An 18,943-nucleotide genomic window follows, 5' to 3' on the forward strand; every position below is an offset into this window, starting at 1 on the left:
GCCTAGCGTCACGACCATGCATCCCACGCCCACCGCCCCGCCGACCACCCGGCCCCCTTCCGCGATCACCGGATCCCTCCTCGCCGCCCTCGCCTGCGTGCTCGTCGGCGGTTCGTTCACCGCCAACAGCGTCCTCGGCGACTACCCGTACGCGGGCGGCCAGTTCCTCCGCTACGGCCTCGCCTGTCTGCTGCTGCTCCCGCTGCTCGGCCGCGGCGGTACGGCACCCCTGCGCCGACTCACCGCACGCCAGTGGGCTCGGCTGGGGCTGCTCGCGGCGGTCGGCATGGTCGGCTTCAACATCGCCGTGCTCGCGGCAGAACGCTCGGCGGAACCGGCGGTGCCGGGGGTCTTCGTGGGCTGCGCCCCGGTGGCCGTGGCGGTCCTCGTCCCGCTGACGGAGGGCCGCCGTCCCCGGCGGACGGTCCTGCACGGGGCGCTGCTGGTGGCGGCCGGCGCGTTCGCCGTCCAGGGCTGGGGCCGTACGGACGGCGCGGGCATCGCCTTCTCGCTGTGCGCGCTGGCGGGCGAGATCGGCTTCGCGGTGCTGGCCGTGCCGGTGCTGCGGCCGCTCGGCCCGCGGTTGCTGTCGGCGACCGTGTGCGCGGTGGCCGCGATCGAGTCGGCCGTCGTCGGCCTGGCCGTAGACGGCGGTGCGTGGCTGCGGCGCCCGGACGGCACGGAGTCCGCCGCGCTGCTGTGGCAGGCGGCGGTGGTCACGGTCGTCGGGTTCGTGTGCTGGTACATGGGTGTGCAGCGCATCGGTGCCGAGCGCGCCACCCTCTTCTCCGGCCTCATCCCGGTGGCCGCCGCCTGCACGGCCCCCCTCGTCGGCACGGGCTCCTACGGTGCCGCGCAGGCCGTCGGCAGCGTGCTGGTGGGCGCCGGGGTCGCCCTCGGGTCCGGGGCGACGATCCGCCGCCGGGCGGCGGATCGACTGGCGGCCCGGTCAGCGGCTGCCGTCGAGGATGACGCGGGCGACCAGGGCGGGGTCGTCGTTCATGGGGCAGTGGCCGCAGCCGGGCAGCCGCACCAGCCGGGCGCCGGGGATGACCCGCTTGGCGCGGACGCCCTGGCGGCGGACGAGCAGCCAGTCCCGGGTGCCCCAGGCCACGGTGACGGGCAGACCGGGTACGTCGTCGGTGAACAGGACGCTGCCACCGGCCCGGAGGGTCTCGTCGAACCCGGTGGCCCCCGCCAGGGCGAGCGTCTCGGCGACCACCGCCTCGGGTGAACGGCGGCCCGGGCGGGCGTAGATGGTGCTCGTCAGGGCGGTGCGGCCGGCCGCCGACCGGGACAGCCGCTCGACCAGCGGGAGCGGCAGGCGCCGTGAGATGTGCCGCATGGTGAGCAGGACGCCGAACGCATAACGCCGCTCGGCCTCGTTCCAGAACCCGGCCGGGGACAGCGCCGTGACGGACCGTACGAGCTTCTCGCGGCCCAGTTCCAGGGCGAGCAGGCCGCCCAGGGAGTTGCCCGCCACATGGGGCCGGTCGAGGTCCAGCGCCTCGCAGAAGGCGCCGAAGACGGCGGTCGTCGTGGGCAGGTCGTAGGTGAGACCGTCCGGCAGCGCGGGTGAGGCGCCGAAGCCGGGCAGGTCGACGGTGATCACCTCGCGCTCGGCCGCCAGGATGTGCGTCACCGGGTCCCAGGCCTGCCGGTGGTGGCCGATGCCGTGCAGCAGGAGCAGCGGTTCTCCGGCGCCCTCGCGGGTGTAGGAGACCGTCACGGACCGCGGACCGAGCGGGGAGGGGACCTGGAAGGAGACCGTGGCGGCGGACATGGTGCAGCTCCTCGTGTGGGCGACGGACGGGCCGGCGTGCGGCGGTCGTAGACAGCTTGTCAGCAATTGCTACCGGCGGGTAGTCCCCGCCGACGACAAGGCGCGCGCTTCGTGGGAATCGCCTGGACACGGCCCCGCCCCTCGGGTTGGGATGGAACGGTGACCACCGACATGGCGATCGACGTCTTCGAAGAGCACCGTTCCGTCCTGATGGGAGTCGCCTACCGGATGCTCGGCCGGGTCGCCGACGCCGAGGACGTGCTCCAGGAGGCCTGGCTGCGCTGGTCCGGCGCCGACCGCTCCGATGTGGGCGAACCGCGTGGCTACCTGGTCCGGATCACCACCCGGCTCGCCATCGACCGGCTGCGCCAGGTCCAGTCGCGCAAGGAGGCGTACCCCGGCCCCTGGCTCCCGGAGCCCTATGTCACCGACTACGCGGCCACCGTCCCGGACACCGCCGAGCGGGCCGTCCTCGCCGACACGGTCTCCCTCGCGCTCCTGGTGGTCCTGGAGTCCCTCTCCCCCCTGGAGCGCGCTGTGTTCGTGCTCCGGGAGGCCTTCGGCTACCCGTACGCCGACATCGCGGCCATGATCGACCGCGCCGAGCCGGCCGTGCGCCAGCTCGCCGGGCGGGCCCGCCGGCACGTCGACGAGCGGCGCCCGCGCTACGAGGTCGACCCAGGCGAACGGCGCGCGCTGACGGAGAAGTTCCTCGCCGCCGCGCAGGACGGCGATCTCGGCGGACTGATGGCGCTGCTGGCCCCCGACGTCCGTCTGGTGGGCGACGGCGGCGGCATCGGCAAGGCCCCGGTGCGGGTCCTCGAAACCGCCGACAGGGTGGGCCGGTTCGTGCACGGCGCGGCCGGCAAGGGCCTGCTGGACGTCTCGTTGCGGTTCATGGAGATCAACGGCGGTTTCGCCGTGGTCCTCGTCTCCGGCGGCGAGGTCGACAGCGTCTTCCAACTCGACGTCGCCGACGGGCTCGTCCAGTGCGTCTACATCGTGCGCAACCCGCAGAAGCTGCTCTCCGTGGCGGCCGTGAAGCCTTGATGAACGCTGCCGGGCGACCGGCCTGTCGGATGCCCGAGGGTTCGACGATTGGTCTTGACCAAGGGTGGGGGCACGCCTATGGTCGCAAGAAAGTGCAACAACCTTTAATAAACAAGGGCGCTAAAAACGCCGCCGGGCCACGGCGAAGCAGCGGAGGACAGGGTGGGGACCCAGCAGCTGGAATCGGTGCCGGAACCGAAGTACTGGCATCTGAAGACCGTGCTCAGTGAGGCATTGGACTCCGAGTTCTCGGTGGGGGAGATCCTGCCCAACGAACGTGACCTCGCGGCCCGCTTCGGCGTCGCCAGGGCCACCCTCCGCCAGGCGCTGGAGCAGCTCGAACTGGAGGGCCGACTGCAGCGCCGTCGCGGCGTCGGCACCACCGTCGCGCCCCCGCGCGTGGGTGTCGCCGTCGGCACCGAGGAGCACGCGTGGCCGGGCACCGCCGGCGACGCCTGGCAGGCCGTGGACTGCACGGCCTCAGCACCGCCCGCCGCGGTCGCCGACATCCTGGAGAGCTCCCACGGCGAGCAGGTGCACGTCGTACGCCGCTCCCGCATGTCGCACGGCCAGCCCGTCGCCGCCGAACTGCTCTACGTCCCGGCGGACTCGGTACCCGCCCTCTCCGCCATAGACGCGCCCTCCGGTGCCGCACGCGCGCGTGCCGTCCTGCGCGAGCTGCAGCGCCTGGAGCTGGAGGGGCAGGAGCGCTCGGTGGAGCTGGGCTCCGCCCGCGCGGACGACGCCAAGGAACTCGACCGGCTGCCGGGCGCGCCCGTCCTGGTCGTCACCACCCGCTTCTTCGCCGAGGGGCGCACGGCGGCCGTCTCCCTGGCCACCTACCGCGCTGACACGTGCCGACTGACGTTCGGCGCCTCGGGCGGCGTCGAGATCCACCACGGGCCGGAGCGCCGCGCGTCCTGACGGCGCCGACAGCGTTGTCTGTCTCCCGCCGCGAGCCGCCACCACGCTGCACCATGACGAACCGCCGCGCCCCGGCCCCCGGGGCGCGGCGGTTCGTCATGGTCGCCCGTGGTTCAGCGGCGGGCCGTCACCGTGCCCTCCACCGCGAAGAGCTGTTCCTCGACGTGGTCCAGGGCGAGCCGGAGCGCGCCCATGGCGACGGCCGCCTCGCCCAGCCGGGAGAGGGCGACGCGCGGCGGCCGCAGACAGTAGCGGGCCAGCTCGCGGTGCAGGGGGTCGAGGACGTCGTCGATGCCGGCCGCCCAGCCGCCGACGACGACCAGCTCGGGATCCAGGGCGAGGACGAGGGCCGTCACGTCGTGGACGAGTCGCTGTATGAAGCGGTCGACGGCCTCCCGGGCCCGCGGGTCGCCCTCGCGCGCGTGCTTGAAGACCTCGGCGACCGCCTGCTCGTCCAACGGGTGCAGGGGCTCGCCCGTGGTCGACAGCAGCGCCTCGGGAGTGGCCTCCCTGCCCAGCAGGTGCAGCGCCCCGATCTCCCCGGCCGCGCCGCCGTACCCCCGGTGCAGCCGCCCGCCGATCAGCGAACCGGCGCCCGGGCTCAGCCCCGCCAGCACGAACACCACGTCGTCGGACTCGGTGGCGGCACCCTTCCAGTGCTCGGCGACGGCGGCCGCGTTGGCGTCGTTCTCGACCAGCACGGAGCATTTGAAGGAACGGCTCAGCCGCTCGCCCAGGTTCAGTCCCGTCCACTCCGGCAGGGCCGCGCACAGGCGTACGGCGCCGTCGGCCTCGATGACCCCCGGGCTGCCCACGCCGACCGCGCGCAGAGAACCGCGCGACACACCTGACCTGCGCAGCAGCTCGGCGACGGTCGAGCGCAGCCGCTCCAGCCGGTCGTCCGCCGACGCGGACTCGGAGACCTCCTTGGACAGCGAGCCCAGCACCCGCCCGTCGAGATCGGCGAGCAGCGCGGCCACCCGGTGCGAGCCCACGTCCAGTCCCAGCAGATGGCCGGCCTCGGCCCGGAACCGGTAGCGCCGCGCCGGGCGCCCCTGCCGCCGGGCGGCCCCCTCCTCGGCGGCCCGCTCGACCACCAGCCCGGCCTCGACCAACCCCTCCACGACGCCCTCGACCGTGGGCCGGGACAGTCCGGTGACCCTGGTGATCTCGGTCAGCGTCGCGTGATCCGTGGCCCGCAGCGCGTGCAGCACCACGGCCGAGTTGATTCTTCGAAGCAGAGAAGGATCCCCGCCGGTCAGTGGCCCCAACGCCCGTCCTCCCAGCTCGCGCCCGTGTCTGCCGGATCGTACTCGCCACGACGCACCCGGGCGAGTGTCCGCCGCCTCCGACCTGCGGGATCTCTGACGCCCCCGCACGACGGGCCGGCCCGGGTGCCACGACACCTGACGCCGCAGCCCGGTCGCGGGACCGCCGGCACCGCCTCCTGACGCCGTGCCAATTGTCAGTGGTGACCGCTTTACTGGACCGCATGAGCAGCATCACCCACCACCTCGCCGTGATCGACCGGCTGCGCTCCGAGGAGTTCCCCCCGGAGCCCGGCCGGTCGGACGTCGGCACGGCCGGACCGGGGTACCACGTCGCCGAGTTACGCACGAGCGCCGACTTCTGGGAGGACGACGGCTCACGGCGCGAGGAGACCGAGGAACAGTACGAGGCGGAGCGGGACGCCCTGTCGGAGCTGCTCACCGCGCGCTGGGGCGCCCCGGCGGTGTTCAGCCTGTGGAGCGTCCTCGACCGGTCGCTGGACGGCGAGGACATACCCGAGCCGTGGGCGGGACTCAGCTCGCACGTCCCCGACCTGCACCTCTGGCAGGTCGACGGACGCTGGGTCGCCCTCGGCGTCTCCCAGTGGGACAAGGAACTGCCGTTCCAACTCGTCGCGCTGATAACGGAGACGGACCCACCGTGACCGGCGGGGGCCAAGGGAGGCGCCCGGGCAGTCACGCGGCAGGCCGGCTGGTCAGTCCTCCGCCGCCACCCGCAGCCGGGCGAACTCCTCCGCCATCGTCGCCGCCGTCCAATGAGCGTTCAGACCGCTCGGGTTGGGCAGCACCCACACACGCGAGTCCCCGATCGTCCGCTCCTGCGGTCCGACCGTGGCCTTGCGGTCGCCGAAGGCCGCGCGGTACGCGGTCACACCGACCACCGCGAGCCAACGCGGTCGCAGCCGCTCCACCTTGGCGGTCAGCAGCCGGCCGCCCTCCAGGTACTCGTCGGCCGTCAGCTCGTCGGCGCGTGCCGTGGCCCGGGCGACGACATTGGTGATGCCGAGCCCGTACGACGGCAGCTCGCCCTGCTCGGACGGCTTCAGGAGCCGTGGCGTGAAGCCGGACAGGTGCAGCACGGGCCAGAAGCGGTTGCCGGGGCGGGCGAAGTGGTGGCCCGAGGCCGCCGTCATCAGCCCCGGGTTGATGCCGCAGAAAAGGACCCGGAGGCCGTCCGCGAGGACGTCCGGCACCAGCCGGTCGCGGGCGGCCTCCAGTTCGGCCTGGGTGTAGCGGGTCAGAGGATCGCTCCCGGCGTGTAGCCGGCGGCCTCCGGGCGCTGCTTGACGATCTCCTCGATCCGGCCGACGACGACGGCGACCTGGTCGGCGGCGGCGCCCGTGAAGGAGAGCTTGTCGGCCATGAGCGCGTCCAACTGGGCCCGGTCCAGCGGGATGCGGTCGTCGGCGGCGAGCTTGTCGAGCAGTTCGTTGCGCTCGGCGCCCTGCTCGCGCATGGCCAGCGCGGAGGCGACGGCGTTCTCCTTGATGGCCTCGTGCGCGACCTCGCGGCCGACGCCCGCCCGGACGGCGCCCATCAGCACCTTGGTCGTGGCGAGGAAGGGGAGGTAGCGGTCCAGCTCACGCGCGACGACCGCCGGGAACGCGCCGAACTCGTCGAGGACGGTCAGGAAGGTCTCCAGCAGACCGTCCAGCGCGAAGAAGGCGTCCGGCAGCGCGACCCGGCGCACCACGGAGCAGGACACGTCGCCCTCGTTCCACTGGTCGCCGGCCAGCTCACCGGTCATCGAGGCGTAGCCGCGCAGGATGACCATGAGGCCGTTGACGCGCTCGCAGGAGCGGGTGTTCATCTTGTGCGGCATGGCGGACGAGCCGACCTGGCCGGGCTTGAAGCCCTCGGTGACCAGCTCGTGCCCGGCCATCAGCCGGATGGTCTTGGCCAGCGAGGAGGGGGCGGCGGCCAGCTGCACCAGCGCGGTCACCACGTCGTAGTCCAGCGAGCGCGGGTAGACCTGGCCGACCGAGGTGAACGCCTGCGCGAAGCCGAGGTGCCCGGCGATCCGGTCCTCCAGCTCCGCCAGCTTCGCGGCGTCGCCGCCCAGCAGGTCGAGCATGTCCTGGGCCGTGCCCACCGGGCCCTTGATGCCGCGCAGCGGGTACCGGCCGAGTAGCTCCTCGACCCGGCCGTACGCCACGAGCAGTTCGTCGGCGGCGGTCGCGAACCGCTTGCCGAGGGTGGTGGCCTGCGCGGCCACGTTGTGCGAGCGGCCGGCCATCACCAGCTCGCCGTACTCCCCGGCCAGCTTGCCGAGGCGCGCCAGCACGGCCACCGTACGGTCGCGGACCAGCTCCAGGGAGAGCCTGATCTGCAGCTGCTCGACGTTCTCCGTGAGGTCCCGGGAGGTCATGCCCTTGTGCACGTGCTCGTGCCCGGCGAGGTCGTTGAACTCCTCGATCCGCGCCTTCACGTCGTGCCGGGTGACCTTCTCGCGCTCGGCGATGGAGGCCAGGTCGACGGTGTCGAGGACCCGCTCGTAGTCGGCGAGCGCCTCGTCCGGCACCTCGATGCCGAGGTCCTTCTGGGCCCGCAGCACGGCCAGCCAGAGCTGCCGCTCCAGCCTCACCTTCTGCTCGGGCGACCAGAGCGTGGCGAGCTCGGCGGAGGCGTAGCGTCCGGCGAGGACGTTCGGGATGCGGGGCTTGGCTGGCGCAGAAGTCACGTGTACGGATTCTACTGGCGATTCGTGCAGGTGAGCGCCGAGGGTCTCTTCGGAGGAACCTACGAAGACGTCGGAGGCGCCCTGCGGAGAGGTTGGAGGTGCCTGCGTGAGGTCGGTGGCGCCTGCGTGAGGTCGGCGGGAGGCTAGGCGGAGGACTTCGTGCCGTCGGCCAGCTCCGCCAGGATGTCGCCGTGGCAGGGTTCGGGCGCGCACCAGCAGGCCAGCGTCCTGCCACGCAGCTCCGGGACGAGGGCCATCAGCTCGGGGTCGGCCGTCAGGTACTCCCGGTACTTGGCCATGACCTCGGCCCGCGTCCCGTCGCGCTTCTTCTTCTCGGTGTCGTACTGGAAGGGGTTGAAGAGCGGGTGCTGCGGCAGGTCCCAGTGGCCCATGGTCCAGCGGCGGCCGATGTAGACGACGTCGCTGGGCGCGTACTCCAGCCGGGGGCCGAAGTCGCGGATGCGGCCCTTGAGGTTGATCACGGTCGTGGTCACAGGCGCCTCCCGGTCGGACGGGTCCCTACGCTAGCGGGCCCTCGTACGGCAGCAACTCGGGCCGCTTGGCCGGCATGCCGTCGCCCGAGGAGCGGCCCGTGAGACGGCGCCCTATCCACGGCAGCAGGTACTGCCGGGCGAAGCGCGCGTGGGCGACCTGGCGGGCCGTCCAGCCGGGCGGCGGGGTGACGGGCATCGGGGTCCGCCACTCCGGGTCCTCCGCCTCGTGGCCGAGGGTCTGCCACACCGCCTCGGCGACCCGGCGGTGCCCCTCGGCGGTCAGGTGAAGCCGGTCCACGTCCCACATCCGGGGGTCGCCCAGGGAAGGCGCGCCGTAGAGGTCGACGACGAGGGCGCCGTGCCGGGCGGCCAGTTCGTCGACGCACGCGAACAGCTCCTCCATGCGCGGCCGGAAGCGCTCCAGGACGGGGCCCTGGCGGCCGGGGCTGCGCATCAGGACGAGCTGCTTGCAGGAGGGGGCGAGGCGTTCCACGGCCTCCTCCAGCAGGCCGCGCACCCGGCCCATGTCGCACTTGGGCCGGAGTGTGTCGTTCAGACCGCCGACCAGGGTGACGACGTCCGCCTCCATCGCGGCCGCGACCTCCACCTGCTCGGCGACGATCTGGCCGATCAGCTTTCCGCGCACCGCGAGGTTGGCGTACCGGAAGCCGGGCGTGCGCGCGGCCATGCGGCCCGCGAGAAGATCGGCCCAGCCCCGGTACGTACCGTCGGGGAGGAGGTCGGACATGCCCTCCGTGAAGGAGTCGCCGACCGTGACGAGGCTGGAGTAGGCGGGCCCGGGGGCGGCGGGGCCGGACGGGCTGGGATTCGTCTGCATGGCGTCGGAAATGGTACCCCGTGCACATACCCAGCGGTCGGTCACCCTGTTCGGCGGCTGACAGCCCGACCGGCTGACGGCCTGATCGGCTGACGGCCTGATCGGCTGACGGCCTGATCGGCTGACGGCCGGACGGACGGTCCGACCGTCAGCAGGTCGAGCGGCCGTAAGGAGCCCGGCTCAGAGCTCAGACGGCGGGCTGTCCGAACAGCTCCCTCAGGACGTCCTCCATGGTGACGATGCCCGCGAGTCGTCCGTCCTCGCCCAGCACGGCCGCCAGATGGGTCCGGCTGCGGCGCATCGCGGTGAGCACGTCGTCCAGCGGAGTGGTCTCCCGCACCCGGGCGATGGACCGCATGCTGCGGACGGAGAACGGCACGTCCCGGGGGGCCGCGTCGAGCGCGTCCTTCACATGGAGGTACCCCACGATCCGGCGCCCCTCGTCGACCACGGGGAACCGGGAGAACCCGGATTCGGCCGACAGCCGCTCCAGCTCCTCGGGGGTGACCCCCATCCCCGCGTAGACGACCCGCTCCAGTGGGAGCACCACGTCCCGCACGGGCCTGCGGCCCAGTTCGAGGGCGTCGCGCAGCCGCTCCTGCGCACGGTCGTCGATGAGGCCGGCCTCGCTGGAGTCCGCGACGAGCCGGGCCAGCTCGGTGTCCGAGAAGGTCGCCGCGACCTCGTCCTTCGTCTCGATCCGCATCAGCTTCAGCAGCGTGTTCGCGAACGCGTTGACCGTGAAGATCACCGGGCGCAGCGCACGCGACAGCGTCACCAGCGGCGGACCGAGCAGCAGGGCGCTGCGCACCGGCTCCGCGAGGGCGATGTTCTTCGGCACCATCTCGCCGAGCAGCATGTGGAGATAGGTGGCGAGCGTCAGGGCGATCACGAACGAGATCGCGTGGCCCGCGCCCTCCGGCACGCCCACCGCGTGGAACAGCGGCTCCAGCAGGTGCTCGATCGCGGGTTCCGCGACCACACCGAGCACCAGGGTGCACAGGGTGATGCCGAGCTGCGCGGCCGCCATCAGCGCGGACACGTGCTCCAGGCCCCACAGCACACTGCGGGCCCGGCGGTCGCCCTGTTCGGCGTACGGCTCGATCTGGCTGCGGCGTACGGAGATCAGGGCGAACTCGGCGCCCACGAAGAAGGCGTTGACGACCAGCGTCGCCAAGCCGATCAGCAGCTGGACGGCGGTCATCGGGTCTCCTCCTCGTGCTCCTCGGCGGTCGCGACCGGCGCGTGCAGCAGCACTCGCGCGGCCCGGCGCCCGGCCGCGTCCACCACGTCGAGCCGCCAGCCGACGACCTCCACGGTGTCCCCGACGGCCGGTATACGACCCAGCTCGGTGGCGACGAGGCCCGCGAGCGTCTCGTAGGGCCCCTCGGGCGCGCGCAGGCCGACGCGGGCGAGCTGGTCGGTGCGGGCCGAGCCGTCGGCCGAGTACAGTTCGCGGCCGTTCCCGTCGGTGCCGACGGGGGCCAGGTCGGGTGTCTCGTGCGGGTCGTGCTCGTCGCGGACCTCGCCGACGACCTCCTCGACGATGTCCTCCAGGGTCACGACGCCGGCGGTCCCGCCGTACTCGTCGATGACGACGGCCATGGTGCGCTTGCCCGAGAGCCGGTCCAGGACCCGGTCGACGGTCAGCGACTCGGGGACGAACAGCGGCTCGCGCAGCAGTTCGGCGACAGAGGTGCGCAGCCGGCGCTCGGCGGGCACGGCGAGGACGTCCTTGATGTGAGCGGTGCCGACGACCGAGTCGAGGCTGCCGCGGTAGACGGGGAAACGGGACAGGCCGGTGGCCCGGGTCGCGTTCGCCACGTCCTCGCAGGTCGCCTGGGCGTCGAGGGCGATGACCTGGACGCGCGGGGTCATCACGTTCTGTGCGGTCAGGTCGGCCAGGTTGAGCGTGCGCACGAACAGCTCGGCGGTGTCCTCCTCCAGGGCGCCCTCCTTGGCCGAGTGCCGGGCGAGGGCCGCCAGCTCCTGGGGGCCGCGCGCGGAGGCCAGCTCCTCGGCCGGCTCGATGCCGAAGAGCCGTACGAGACGGTTGGCGGTGTTGTTGAGGTGGGTGATGAACGGCCGGAACGCGGCGCTGAACCAGCGCTGCGGGTTCGCCACCTTCTTCGCCACCGGCAGCGGCGAGGAGATCGCCCAGTTCTTGGGCACCAGCTCGCCGACGACCATCAGCACGACGGTCGACAGAGCCGTACCGATGACGAGGGCCACGGAGCTCGACGCGGAGCTCGGCACGCCGACCGCCTCCAGCGGGCCCGCGATCAGCTTGGCGATCGACGGCTCGGCGAGCATGCCGACGACCAGGTTGGTGACGGTGATGCCGAGCTGGGCGCCGGAGAGCTGGAACGTCAGGTTCCGTACGGCCTTGAGGGCGCCCGCGGCGCCCCGTTCGCCGCGCTCCACGGCTCGTTCCAGCCGGCCCCGGTCGACCGTGGTCAGCGAGAACTCTGCGGCGACGAAGGCACCACAGATCAGCGAGAGCAGCACCGCCACCAGAAGGAGGAGCACTTCGGTCATCGGGTCACCTCCGTCCCATGGTCGGACAGAGGCGGGAGGAATGCGCGACGTCGGGCAGCGGGGCCGGTGACACGTCGGGCGCCGGTGCCGGTACGACGTCGGGCGCCGGTGCTGGTACTGGGAGGCTCGCCCATGGGCGGACGCTCACAACCTTTCCGTAGAAGTTGACGGGTCCACCCATGGTAAAGGATCGGCAAAGGCGTGTCGGTCCCTGTGGGAGGAGGTCAGTCCACGAGCGGCTTCACCCAACGCCGCCACTTCTCCTCCGGCGCGTACCCGGCCGCGCGCCAGGCATGCTGGGCCGTCTCGTTGCGGACGAGCACCATCGCGTCCCCGCGCCGCCCGCCGAGCCGTACGAAGCGTTCCTCGGCGGCGGTGAGCAGCGCCGAGCCGATGCCCCTGCGGCGGCGCCCGGGGTCCACCGCGAGCCGGTACAGATGGCATCGCCAGCCGTCGAAGCCGGCGATGACCGTGCCCACCAGCTCTCCGTCCAGCTCGGCGAGGATCAGCGACTCGGGGTCGCGGGCCACCAGCCGCTCGACGCCGTCGCGGTCGTCACTGATGCTCGTGCCCTCGGCGGCCACCTTCCAGAAGGCGAGCACGGCGTCGAGGTCGTCGGGCGTCGCGGCCCGTATACGCAGGTCGGTCATGATCGGATCCCACCACGGGGGCCGCCCGACGGCCTGGAATTCCAGGATCCGGACGAAAGCCGGGCGCCGATCAGCAGCGGCACCCGGGGCCGCTGCACGGGGCCCGGCACGGGGGTCCCACCGCTCGAGCGCAGCCGAGAGTGGGGGAGGTCGTCGGAACCGAGGAGCCGGTCCACCTCCTCGACCGTGCGCAGCAGATGGTCCACCCGCTCGCCCGGCGACCCCCACGGCAGACCCGCCTTCTCGTGCTCGGCGGGCACGTATCCGGTACCGAGTCCCAGCTCCAGCCGTTCGCCGGTCAGCGCGTCCGTGGTGGCGACCTCGCGGGCCAGCAGCGTCGGGTTCCAGAAGCCCGCGTTGAGCACGTAGGTGCCGAGCCGCGGCCGCTCGGTCGCCTCCGCCGCGGCCACCAGGGACGGGAACGGGGCCGGCATGCCCAGATGGTCGGGGACCAGGATCACGTCGTAGCCGAGCTGTTCGGCGCGGCGGCACTTCGCGCGCCACTCCCGGGCCGACGTGGGGCTGAGCAGGCTGACTCCGAAGCGGAACGGGCGCGGCATGAACTCTCCTCACTGGCAAGGGACTTGAGTCGGCAGACCGCGAGTGCATCACTCGTGCGCGATGGCCGCCAGCACGTTCATCCGGGACGCCCGCAGGGCCGGCAACAGGGCCGCCACCACGCCCACGACCGCGGAGCCGACCACGACGGCGACGACCGTGCCCCACGGGATCGCCAGCGCCTTCATCCCCTGCAGTGCCAGCACCTGCTGCACGCACACGCCCCAGACCAGGCCCAGCGCGAGGCCGAGGACGGCACCGAACACGGCGATCACCACCGACTCCAGCCGGATCATCCGCCGCAACTGCCGCCTGGCCAGCCCGATCGCGCGCAGCAGACCGATCTCCCGGGTGCGCTCCACCACCGACAGGGCGAGGGTGTTGACCACGCCGAGCACGGCGATGACGATCGCGAGGCCCAGCAACGCGTAGACCAGGTAGAGCAGTACGGCGATCTGGCCCCGCACCAGCTCCTTGTAGTCGGCCTGGTCGCGGACCTGCACCTGCGGATAGGCCTCGAGGGTCCGCTCCAGGTTCGCGCGCAGCTCGTCGGCGTCCACGCCGGAGCCGGCGTTCACGTACAGCGCCGAGTCCTGCCCGTCGGGCACCTGGGACTCGATGGTGCCCGTCCCGAAGAACAGCCCGCCCTGCATCCCGAAGCCGTCGGCGGTGTCCTGGTCGGTGAGCGCGGCCACCTTCAGCTCGGCGCTCTTGCCGGCGGGGAACCGCACCGGGATCGTGTCGCCGACGCTCACGTCGTGCTCCCGCGCGAACTCCACGTCCATGCCGATGGCGCCGTCCGCGAGCGCGGCCGCGCTGTCGCCCCGGGCGTAGGTGACGTTCGCGACCTCGTCGAGCCGCGCGTCGTAGGCCGCGGCGGTCGTCTCGATCCGGTCGCCGTCCGGCAGCCGGACCGCGACCGGGGTGAACCGCTGCCGGACGACGAGGCCGACGCCGTCGGTGGCGCGGACCTTGTCGGTGACCTCCTGGGGGAACGGCAGGAAGTTCTGGTTCTGGACGACGAAATCGGCGCCGAGGGTCTTGTCGATCTCCTGGTCGAAGGACTTCGTCATCGACGCGCTCGCCACGGACATGCCGCCGACCAGAGCGATGCCCACCATCAACGCGGCGGCGGTGGCCCCGGTCCGGCGTGGGTTGCGCAGGGCGTTGCGCTGGCTCATCCGGCCCACGGAGCCGAACAGCGCGGGGAACGCCCCGCCCAGGACGCGGATCACCGGCCGCACGAGCAGAGGTCCCGCGACGACCGTCGCGACGAGGGTGAGGACCACACCGAGGCCGAGCAGGGAGGCCGCCGACCCCGTGTCGGACGACAGCGCGCACCCCACCAGTGCGGCGGCACCCGCCGCCCCGACGACCGCGCCGACCACCGCGCGGACCCTCAGGGGCCGCCCGACCCCGGCGATCTCGGCGTCCGCGAGCGCCGCCATCGGCGACACGGCCGAGGCCCGGCGCGCCGGCAGGTAGGCCGCCACGAAGGTCACGCCGAGCCCCACGACGTAGGCCGCGACGGGCGTTCCCACGCCGATCACCATCTCGGTCGACTTCAGGTTCATCCCGAAGGCGCCCATGAGCGCGATCAGTCCGAAGGCCAGCCCGATGCCCACGGCGAGACCGAGCGTCGACCCGACCAGGCCGAGCAGCGCCGCCTCGGTCAGCACCGACCGCCGCACCTGCCGCCGGTCGGCACCCAGCGCGCGCAACAGGCCCAGCTCGCGGGTGCGTTGGGCGATGAGCATCGAGAAGGTGTTGACGATGAGGAACATCCCGACGAGCGTCGCGATGCCGGCGAATCCGAGCATCACGTACTTGATGACGTCGAGAAAACCGCCGAGCGAGGCGGCGGCCGACTCGGCCTGCTCGTCGGCCGTCTCGTACTCGTACGCCGTCGGCCCCAGCGCGGCGGCGATCCGCCGTTTGAGCACGTCGTCGCTCACCCCCGGCCCGGCGGTCACCGAGATGCCGGTGGCGGCGTCGGGGTCGCCCAGCAGCTCGGTCTGCGCGACCCGGGTGTCGAGGAAGACGAGTGCGGAGCCGGGGTTGGTGGTGGTGAAGGTGGCGATGCCGACGACCTTCACCTCGAAGGAGCCCGGCCGGGCGAGGACCCTCAGGGTGTCGCCGATCCGCACGTCCCTGTTCTTCGCGGTGTCCGCGTCCAGCAGCGCCTGGCCGGGGCCCTCCGGCGCGTGCCCGCTGGTCAGCTTCACCGGGCTGCGGTCGGTGGGGTGCCAGTCGGTGGCGATGGTCGGGGCGCCCGTCGTCGGTCCCACCGTCTCGTTGTCGCTGTCGACGACCGTGACGTTCTCCACGGACACGTCCACGTGGGCGTCCGCGACGCCGTCGATGCCCGCGATCCGCTGGGCCAGCGAGGCGGGCACCGTCTCCTCCGCACCGGTGGGCAGCTGGCCCTCCAGCCCGTCGTCCTTGGGGCCCACGGTCACATCGGCCGAGGTGGAGGCGAAGAGCCGGTCGAAGGTGCGGGTGACCGTGTCCGAGAAGATCAGGCTGCCCGCGACGAACGCGACGGACAGGATCACCGCGAGTGCCGAGAGCAGCAGCCGCCCCTTGTGTGCCAGGAAACTCCGCAGGGTCGCCTTGAGCACGGTCTCAGTCCTCGTCGACGTCGATGGGCCCGGCGGTCCCGGTGGCCCCGGTGACCGGGGCGGTCCCGTCGGCCGGGGCGCTCCCAGGGGCGAAGGCCGCCCGGACGGTGTCGAAGCGCTTCATACGCTCCAGGACCGCCTCGGCCGAGGGACGCTCCATGCGGTCCACGATCCGCCCGTCCGCGAGGAAGAGCACCAGGTCGGAGTGGGCGGCGGCGCCCGGGTCGTGGGTGACCATGACCACCGTCTGCCCCAGCTGGTCCACGGCCTCGCGCAGGAAGCCGAGCACTTCGAGCCCGGCCCGGGAGTCGAGGTTGCCGGTGGGCTCGTCCGCGAAGATCAGCTCGGGCCGGGAGGCGAGCGCGCGGGCGCAGGCGACGCGCTGCTGCTGACCGCCGGAGAGCTGGGCGGGCCGGTGCTTGAGCCGGTCCCGCAGACCGAGGGTGTCGATGACCTGGGCCAGCCACTTCTCGTCGGGCTTCTTGCCGGCGATGTCCATGGGCAGGGTGATGTTCTCGACCGCGTTCAGGGTCGGGATCAGGTTGAAGGACTGGAACATGAAGCCGATCCGGTCCCGGCGCAACCGGGTCAGGTCGCGCTCCCTGAGCCCGGTGATCTCGGTGTCCCCGAGCCACACCTGGCCGGCCGAGACGGTGTCGAGTCCGGCCAGGCAGTGCATCAACGTCGACTTCCCCGAGCCCGAGGGGCCCATCACGGCGGTGAAGCGGCCGCGCGCGATGTCCACGTCGACCGCGTCGAGGGCGAGGACCGCCGTCTCGCCCGAGCCGTACGCCTTCGTCAGGCCCCGGGCGCGGGCGGCGATGCCGTCGGCTTCCGCGCGGCCGAGGGGGTGCTCAGCGGCAGCAGTGGACAAAACGGCCTCCAGGCTCGAACCAGTTCGAATTCCGGGCGTTCTCGGCCGAGCCTAGTGTGACCCAGGGCACAGCCGAAATCCCCCAGAGGTCCGAGGCCGTCTCCGCCGCAGGTCGGGTTTTCAGGGTCGATGTAAGGGGCACCCATCGGTCGGCCCTCGATGGCTGCGACCAAGGCGCCCTTGCCTCCGCTAGCACTCCGGCGCTAGCGTCGAACCATGGCCAAGACCCAGCTGAACGTGCGGGTGGACGAGGACACGGCCCGAGCCGCCCGAGAGCGAGCCCTGGAGCGCGGGATGAGTGTGAACCGGTACATCGAGGAGCTGGTCAGGCAGGACACCGGCGAGGCGGGGCACACCTTCGTCGAGTCCGCCGCCGACTTCATGAAGCAGTACGAGGCGGTCTTCGCCGAGGAGTTCGGCACCGGGCCCGAGAACGGGCGCGAGGGACGTCACTGATCCCTTGAGTCAGCTCCGCATCGACCTCGCCTGGCTCCTGATGGTCGCCGAACGCAAGACGCCCGGCGATCCCCAGGTCACCGACTGGGGCGCGCTCGTCGCGGCCGTCGCCCGGCACGAGGCCCAGATCTTCGACGTCGCCGTCTACGACACCCCGCACGCCCGCGCCGCCGCCCTGCTCCAACTCCTCCTGCACGTACCGGCGTTGGAGCGCTCCAACGCACTGTTCGCCTCCGCCGTCGCCTACGGCTACCTCGTGGCCAGCGGCGTCAAGGTCGTCACCTCCGCCGAGCAGGTGCGCGAACTGGCCCGACTCGTCAAGAGCGGCGAGGCCGGCCTGCACGACATCACGAGGGAGCTGCTCCAGTGGAGTCAGTGACCCCCGGCCGCCGCGCCCGGCCCAGCACGCAGTAGGAGCTGGGCAGCCGCGGCCCCTGCTCGGGCACCAGGACCTCCCGGACCGCCCCCACCTCGAACCCGGCGGCCCGCAGCGCGTCGACCGGGTCACGGGAGACGTGGCAGCCGCCGAACAGCAACGGCCACACCGAGCCGTCCAGTGCCCGCTGGGCCGTCCGCATGGCCCGGCCACCGCCCCGGCCGTGCTCGAAGAACCGCAGTTCACCACCGGGACGCAACACCCGGCGGACCTCGCTCAGCGAGCGTCGTACGTCCCGCACACTGCACAGCACCAGGGACACGACGGCCGCGTCGAACGCCTCGCTCTTGACCGGCAGCGCCTCCGCCGCGCCCGGCACCACGTCCACCGGCACCTCGGCGCGCAGGGCGGCCTCCAGGGCCAACCGCCGCAGCGAGTGCTCGGGTTCGATCGCCACCACCTCGGAGACGGTGCCGGGGTAGCGGGCGAAGTTCAGGCCGTTGCCGGCCCCGATCTCGATGACACGGCCTGACAGCCCGGCGAGCAACTCCTCGCGCAGCGGGCCGATCCTCGGCTCCGCCGACACGCTCAGTCTGGCGTAGAAACGGGCGAAGAGGGGGTGGTGCACGGCGTTCTTCGCGGCACGGGCGCGGACCATGGGAACCTCCCGAAGAGGGCGGCGGATACCGCGATTGTCCCCCGGGAAGCACCCGCTCACCCGTCGCACGGAGGTGGGGAACGACTGTGCGACGGGTGGCGTGGGGCGGCGGTGCCGCGTCAGGCGATGAAGTTGCGGACCTGCTCGTACACCCCGTGGTCGTTGTTCATCTCGTTGTGAGAGACACAGCCGACCTCGACGTTCGTCGCGCCGCTGAGGATCGCGGTGGTGTCCGGGGTGAGCGCGTCGTCGCAGTTCGACCAGTAGCTGGCGTAGGACACGCTGCCCGGCGTCTCGTCACCGGAGTTGAGCGAGGTGAGGAACGAGCTGCCGGTGTACATCTCGCCGCACGACGTGTAGAGCCAGCGGCACCAACCGGCGACGGTCGTCCCGTGGTTCACACCGGCCGTGGAGACGAAGTCGTCCACGTACGAGGTCCCGCCGAGGTTCTTGAGGTAGTAGCGGGAGCTGAGCGCGCCCATGGAGTGCACCACCACGTCGACCTTCGCGGCGCCCGTCGTGGCGCGCACGCTGTCGATCTTGGTCTTGAGCTGTGCCGCCGTGGTGGCGTTCGACTGGCCCCAGTCGTAGGACCAGGAGTACAGCTCCGCGGACGTGTAACCGTCCGCCTTGAAGTACGCGATCCAGTCGTCCCAGCTGCTGGACGAACTGCTCAGTCCGTGCACGAAGACGACCGGGTTGTGGGTGGCGGCCTGGGCGGAGGACGCCGAGAAGGAGAGCGATACAAGGAGCGTGCTGGTCACGGTCGCGAGGGCCGTGGCGATACGGCGCATGCGGCGTTGCATGGTGCCTCCTGAAACGGGTGGGGTTCGTCAGGAGTGTCAGCGGGGTCTACGCGCGCCGCATCGGCGAAATCGCCGGTCTTTACTGGCCGGTTAACTCGCAAGTAACGTGATGAGCGTGGTGACTCCGGTGAACCCCCCACAACTTCCGCATCGCTCGCCACCGCCCCTCATGAACGCGCGGCCGAGCCCGAACACAGCGTCGGCCGTCGTGCCCACGCCGTCCGAAGGCGTGCGCGTACGCCTGCTGCACGCCGCTCACGGCGACCCGCGGGCCGCAGCGGAACTCGCCGCGGCCCTCACCCCGCGCCAGCTCACGGGCCTCGACCCGCTCCCCGCCGAGCCCCTCGC

The 18,943-nt window shown here is 72.4% G+C and carries 18 protein-coding genes and 2 pseudogenes; 6 read left to right on the forward strand and 14 right to left on the reverse strand.

Annotated features, from left to right (window positions below; all coding sequences use genetic code 11):
- Window positions 1–16: 16 nt before the first annotated feature.
- Window positions 17–838 (forward strand): annotated as a pseudogene (locus tag GWK25_RS17630) (DMT family transporter); the annotation flags it as partial.
- 111 nt (window positions 839–949) lie between these two features.
- On the opposite strand, the gene GWK25_RS17635 reads toward GWK25_RS17630, so the two are convergent.
- On the reverse strand, window positions 950–1,783 hold the full coding sequence (locus GWK25_RS17635; RefSeq protein WP_184896793.1) for an alpha/beta fold hydrolase: 834 nt from the start codon (window positions 1,781–1,783) through the stop codon (window positions 950–952).
- A gap of 159 nt (window positions 1,784–1,942) precedes the next feature.
- On the opposite strand from GWK25_RS17635, the gene sigJ reads away from it, so the two are divergent.
- Both sigJ and GWK25_RS17645 read left to right on the forward strand, forming a co-directional pair.
- Entirely contained in the window at window positions 1,943–2,833 is an 891-nt protein-coding gene (gene sigJ / locus GWK25_RS17640) for an RNA polymerase sigma factor SigJ (protein WP_215451185.1), read from the forward strand.
- Between the two features lie 162 nt (window positions 2,834–2,995).
- Window positions 2,996–3,757 carry a GntR family transcriptional regulator gene (locus GWK25_RS17645; protein ID WP_215451189.1) on the forward strand — a complete coding sequence of 254 codons (762 nt, stop codon included), beginning with the start codon at window positions 2,996–2,998 and terminating at the stop codon, window positions 3,755–3,757.
- Window positions 3,758–3,870: 113 nt separating this feature from the next.
- On the opposite strand, the gene GWK25_RS17650 is transcribed toward GWK25_RS17645, so the two are convergent.
- A complete protein-coding gene (locus GWK25_RS17650) occupies window positions 3,871–5,028 on the reverse strand; it encodes an ROK family transcriptional regulator (RefSeq protein WP_215451192.1) in 1,158 nt (385 codons plus the stop codon).
- Window positions 5,029–5,249: 221 nt separating this feature from the next.
- On the opposite strand from GWK25_RS17650, the gene GWK25_RS17655 reads away from it, so the two are divergent.
- Window positions 5,250–5,690, forward strand: a complete 441-nt coding sequence (locus tag GWK25_RS17655) for a hypothetical protein (RefSeq protein ID WP_215451195.1) — start codon at window positions 5,250–5,252, stop codon at window positions 5,688–5,690.
- A 51-nt stretch (window positions 5,691–5,741) separates the two neighbouring features.
- On the opposite strand, the gene mug is transcribed toward GWK25_RS17655, so the two are convergent.
- The 10 genes and pseudogenes from mug to GWK25_RS17705 form a co-directional block, all read right to left on the reverse strand.
- The gene (gene mug / locus GWK25_RS17660; protein WP_215451198.1) at window positions 5,742–6,239 is read right to left on the reverse strand and encodes a G/U mismatch-specific DNA glycosylase; all 498 of its coding nucleotides are present in this window, start codon (window positions 6,237–6,239) and stop codon (window positions 5,742–5,744) included.
- 44 nt (window positions 6,240–6,283) lie between these two features.
- Window positions 6,284–7,726, reverse strand: a complete 1,443-nt coding sequence (purB, locus tag GWK25_RS17665; protein ID WP_184896805.1) for an adenylosuccinate lyase — start codon at window positions 7,724–7,726, stop codon at window positions 6,284–6,286.
- Window positions 7,727–7,869: 143 nt separating this feature from the next.
- Window positions 7,870–8,220: a DUF4326 domain-containing protein gene (locus tag GWK25_RS17670; RefSeq protein ID WP_215451202.1), complete on the reverse strand. Its 351-nt coding sequence runs from the start codon at window positions 8,218–8,220 to the stop codon at window positions 7,870–7,872.
- 25 nt (window positions 8,221–8,245) lie between these two features.
- Entirely contained in the window at window positions 8,246–9,058 is an 813-nt protein-coding gene (locus tag GWK25_RS17675) for an SGNH/GDSL hydrolase family protein (protein ID WP_215451206.1), read from the reverse strand.
- Window positions 9,059–9,245: 187 nt separating this feature from the next.
- Window positions 9,246–10,262 carry a hemolysin family protein gene (locus GWK25_RS17680; protein ID WP_215451209.1) on the reverse strand — a complete coding sequence of 339 codons (1,017 nt, stop codon included), beginning with the start codon at window positions 10,260–10,262 and terminating at the stop codon, window positions 9,246–9,248.
- Window positions 10,259–11,596 (reverse strand): hemolysin family protein, encoded by a 1,338-nt coding sequence (locus GWK25_RS17685; RefSeq protein ID WP_215451212.1) that lies wholly within the window; start codon window positions 11,594–11,596, stop codon window positions 10,259–10,261. The genes GWK25_RS17680 and GWK25_RS17685 overlap by 4 nt, the downstream gene beginning before the upstream one ends.
- Window positions 11,597–11,820: 224 nt before the next feature.
- On the reverse strand, window positions 11,821–12,246 hold the full coding sequence (locus GWK25_RS17690) for a GNAT family N-acetyltransferase (RefSeq protein WP_215451216.1): 426 nt from the start codon (window positions 12,244–12,246) through the stop codon (window positions 11,821–11,823).
- A 62-nt stretch (window positions 12,247–12,308) separates the two neighbouring features.
- A pseudogene (locus GWK25_RS17695) lies at window positions 12,309–12,806 on the reverse strand (LLM class flavin-dependent oxidoreductase); the annotation flags it as partial.
- Window positions 12,807–12,854: 48 nt separating this feature from the next.
- The gene (locus tag GWK25_RS17700) at window positions 12,855–15,425 is read right to left on the reverse strand and encodes an ABC transporter permease (protein WP_215451221.1); all 2,571 of its coding nucleotides are present in this window, start codon (window positions 15,423–15,425) and stop codon (window positions 12,855–12,857) included.
- A 4-nt stretch (window positions 15,426–15,429) separates the two neighbouring features.
- Window positions 15,430–16,299 carry an ABC transporter ATP-binding protein gene (locus GWK25_RS17705; protein ID WP_215451226.1) on the reverse strand — a complete coding sequence of 290 codons (870 nt, stop codon included), beginning with the start codon at window positions 16,297–16,299 and terminating at the stop codon, window positions 15,430–15,432.
- Between the two features lie 216 nt (window positions 16,300–16,515).
- On the opposite strand from GWK25_RS17705, the gene GWK25_RS17710 reads away from it, so the two are divergent.
- Window positions 16,516–16,755, forward strand: a complete 240-nt coding sequence (locus GWK25_RS17710) for a toxin-antitoxin system HicB family antitoxin (protein WP_215451230.1) — start codon at window positions 16,516–16,518, stop codon at window positions 16,753–16,755.
- A gap of 4 nt (window positions 16,756–16,759) precedes the next feature.
- Complete coding sequence (locus GWK25_RS17715) at window positions 16,760–17,134, forward strand: fic family toxin-antitoxin system, toxin component (protein WP_215451235.1); 375 nt, start codon at window positions 16,760–16,762, stop codon at window positions 17,132–17,134.
- On the opposite strand, the gene GWK25_RS17720 is transcribed toward GWK25_RS17715, so the two are convergent.
- Entirely contained in the window at window positions 17,103–17,789 is a 687-nt protein-coding gene (locus GWK25_RS17720; protein WP_215451239.1) for a class I SAM-dependent methyltransferase, read from the reverse strand. The two genes, GWK25_RS17715 and GWK25_RS17720, sit on opposite strands and share 32 nt — an antisense overlap.
- A 119-nt stretch (window positions 17,790–17,908) precedes the next feature.
- Window positions 17,909–18,595: a triacylglycerol lipase gene (locus tag GWK25_RS17725; RefSeq protein ID WP_215451242.1), complete on the reverse strand. Its 687-nt coding sequence runs from the start codon at window positions 18,593–18,595 to the stop codon at window positions 17,909–17,911.
- Window positions 18,596–18,943: the final 348 nt, after the last annotated feature.

Source organism: Streptomyces sp. ATCC 21386, assembly GCF_018728545.1.
In the GTDB taxonomy this organism is placed as follows: Bacteria; Actinomycetota; Actinomycetes; order Streptomycetales; family Streptomycetaceae; genus Streptomyces.

Coding starts and splice junctions, on each gene's coding strand:
- GWK25_RS17710 (WP_215451230.1), top strand. CDS start 16,516: ATGGCCAAGACCCAGCTGAACGTGCGGGTGGACGAGGACACGGCCCGA.
- GWK25_RS17675 (WP_215451206.1), bottom strand. CDS start 9,058: ATGCAGACGAATCCCAGCCCGTCCGGCCCCGCCGCCCCCGGGCCCGCC.
- GWK25_RS17725 (WP_215451242.1), bottom strand. CDS start 18,595: ATGCAACGCCGCATGCGCCGTATCGCCACGGCCCTCGCGACCGTGACC.
- GWK25_RS17680 (WP_215451209.1), bottom strand. CDS start 10,262: ATGACCGCCGTCCAGCTGCTGATCGGCTTGGCGACGCTGGTCGTCAAC.
- GWK25_RS17655 (WP_215451195.1), top strand. CDS start 5,250: ATGAGCAGCATCACCCACCACCTCGCCGTGATCGACCGGCTGCGCTCC.
- GWK25_RS17690 (WP_215451216.1), bottom strand. CDS start 12,246: ATGACCGACCTGCGTATACGGGCCGCGACGCCCGACGACCTCGACGCC.
- GWK25_RS17635 (WP_184896793.1), bottom strand. CDS start 1,783: ATGTCCGCCGCCACGGTCTCCTTCCAGGTCCCCTCCCCGCTCGGTCCG.
- GWK25_RS17685 (WP_215451212.1), bottom strand. CDS start 11,596: ATGACCGAAGTGCTCCTCCTTCTGGTGGCGGTGCTGCTCTCGCTGATC.
- GWK25_RS17720 (WP_215451239.1), bottom strand. CDS start 17,789: ATGGTCCGCGCCCGTGCCGCGAAGAACGCCGTGCACCACCCCCTCTTC.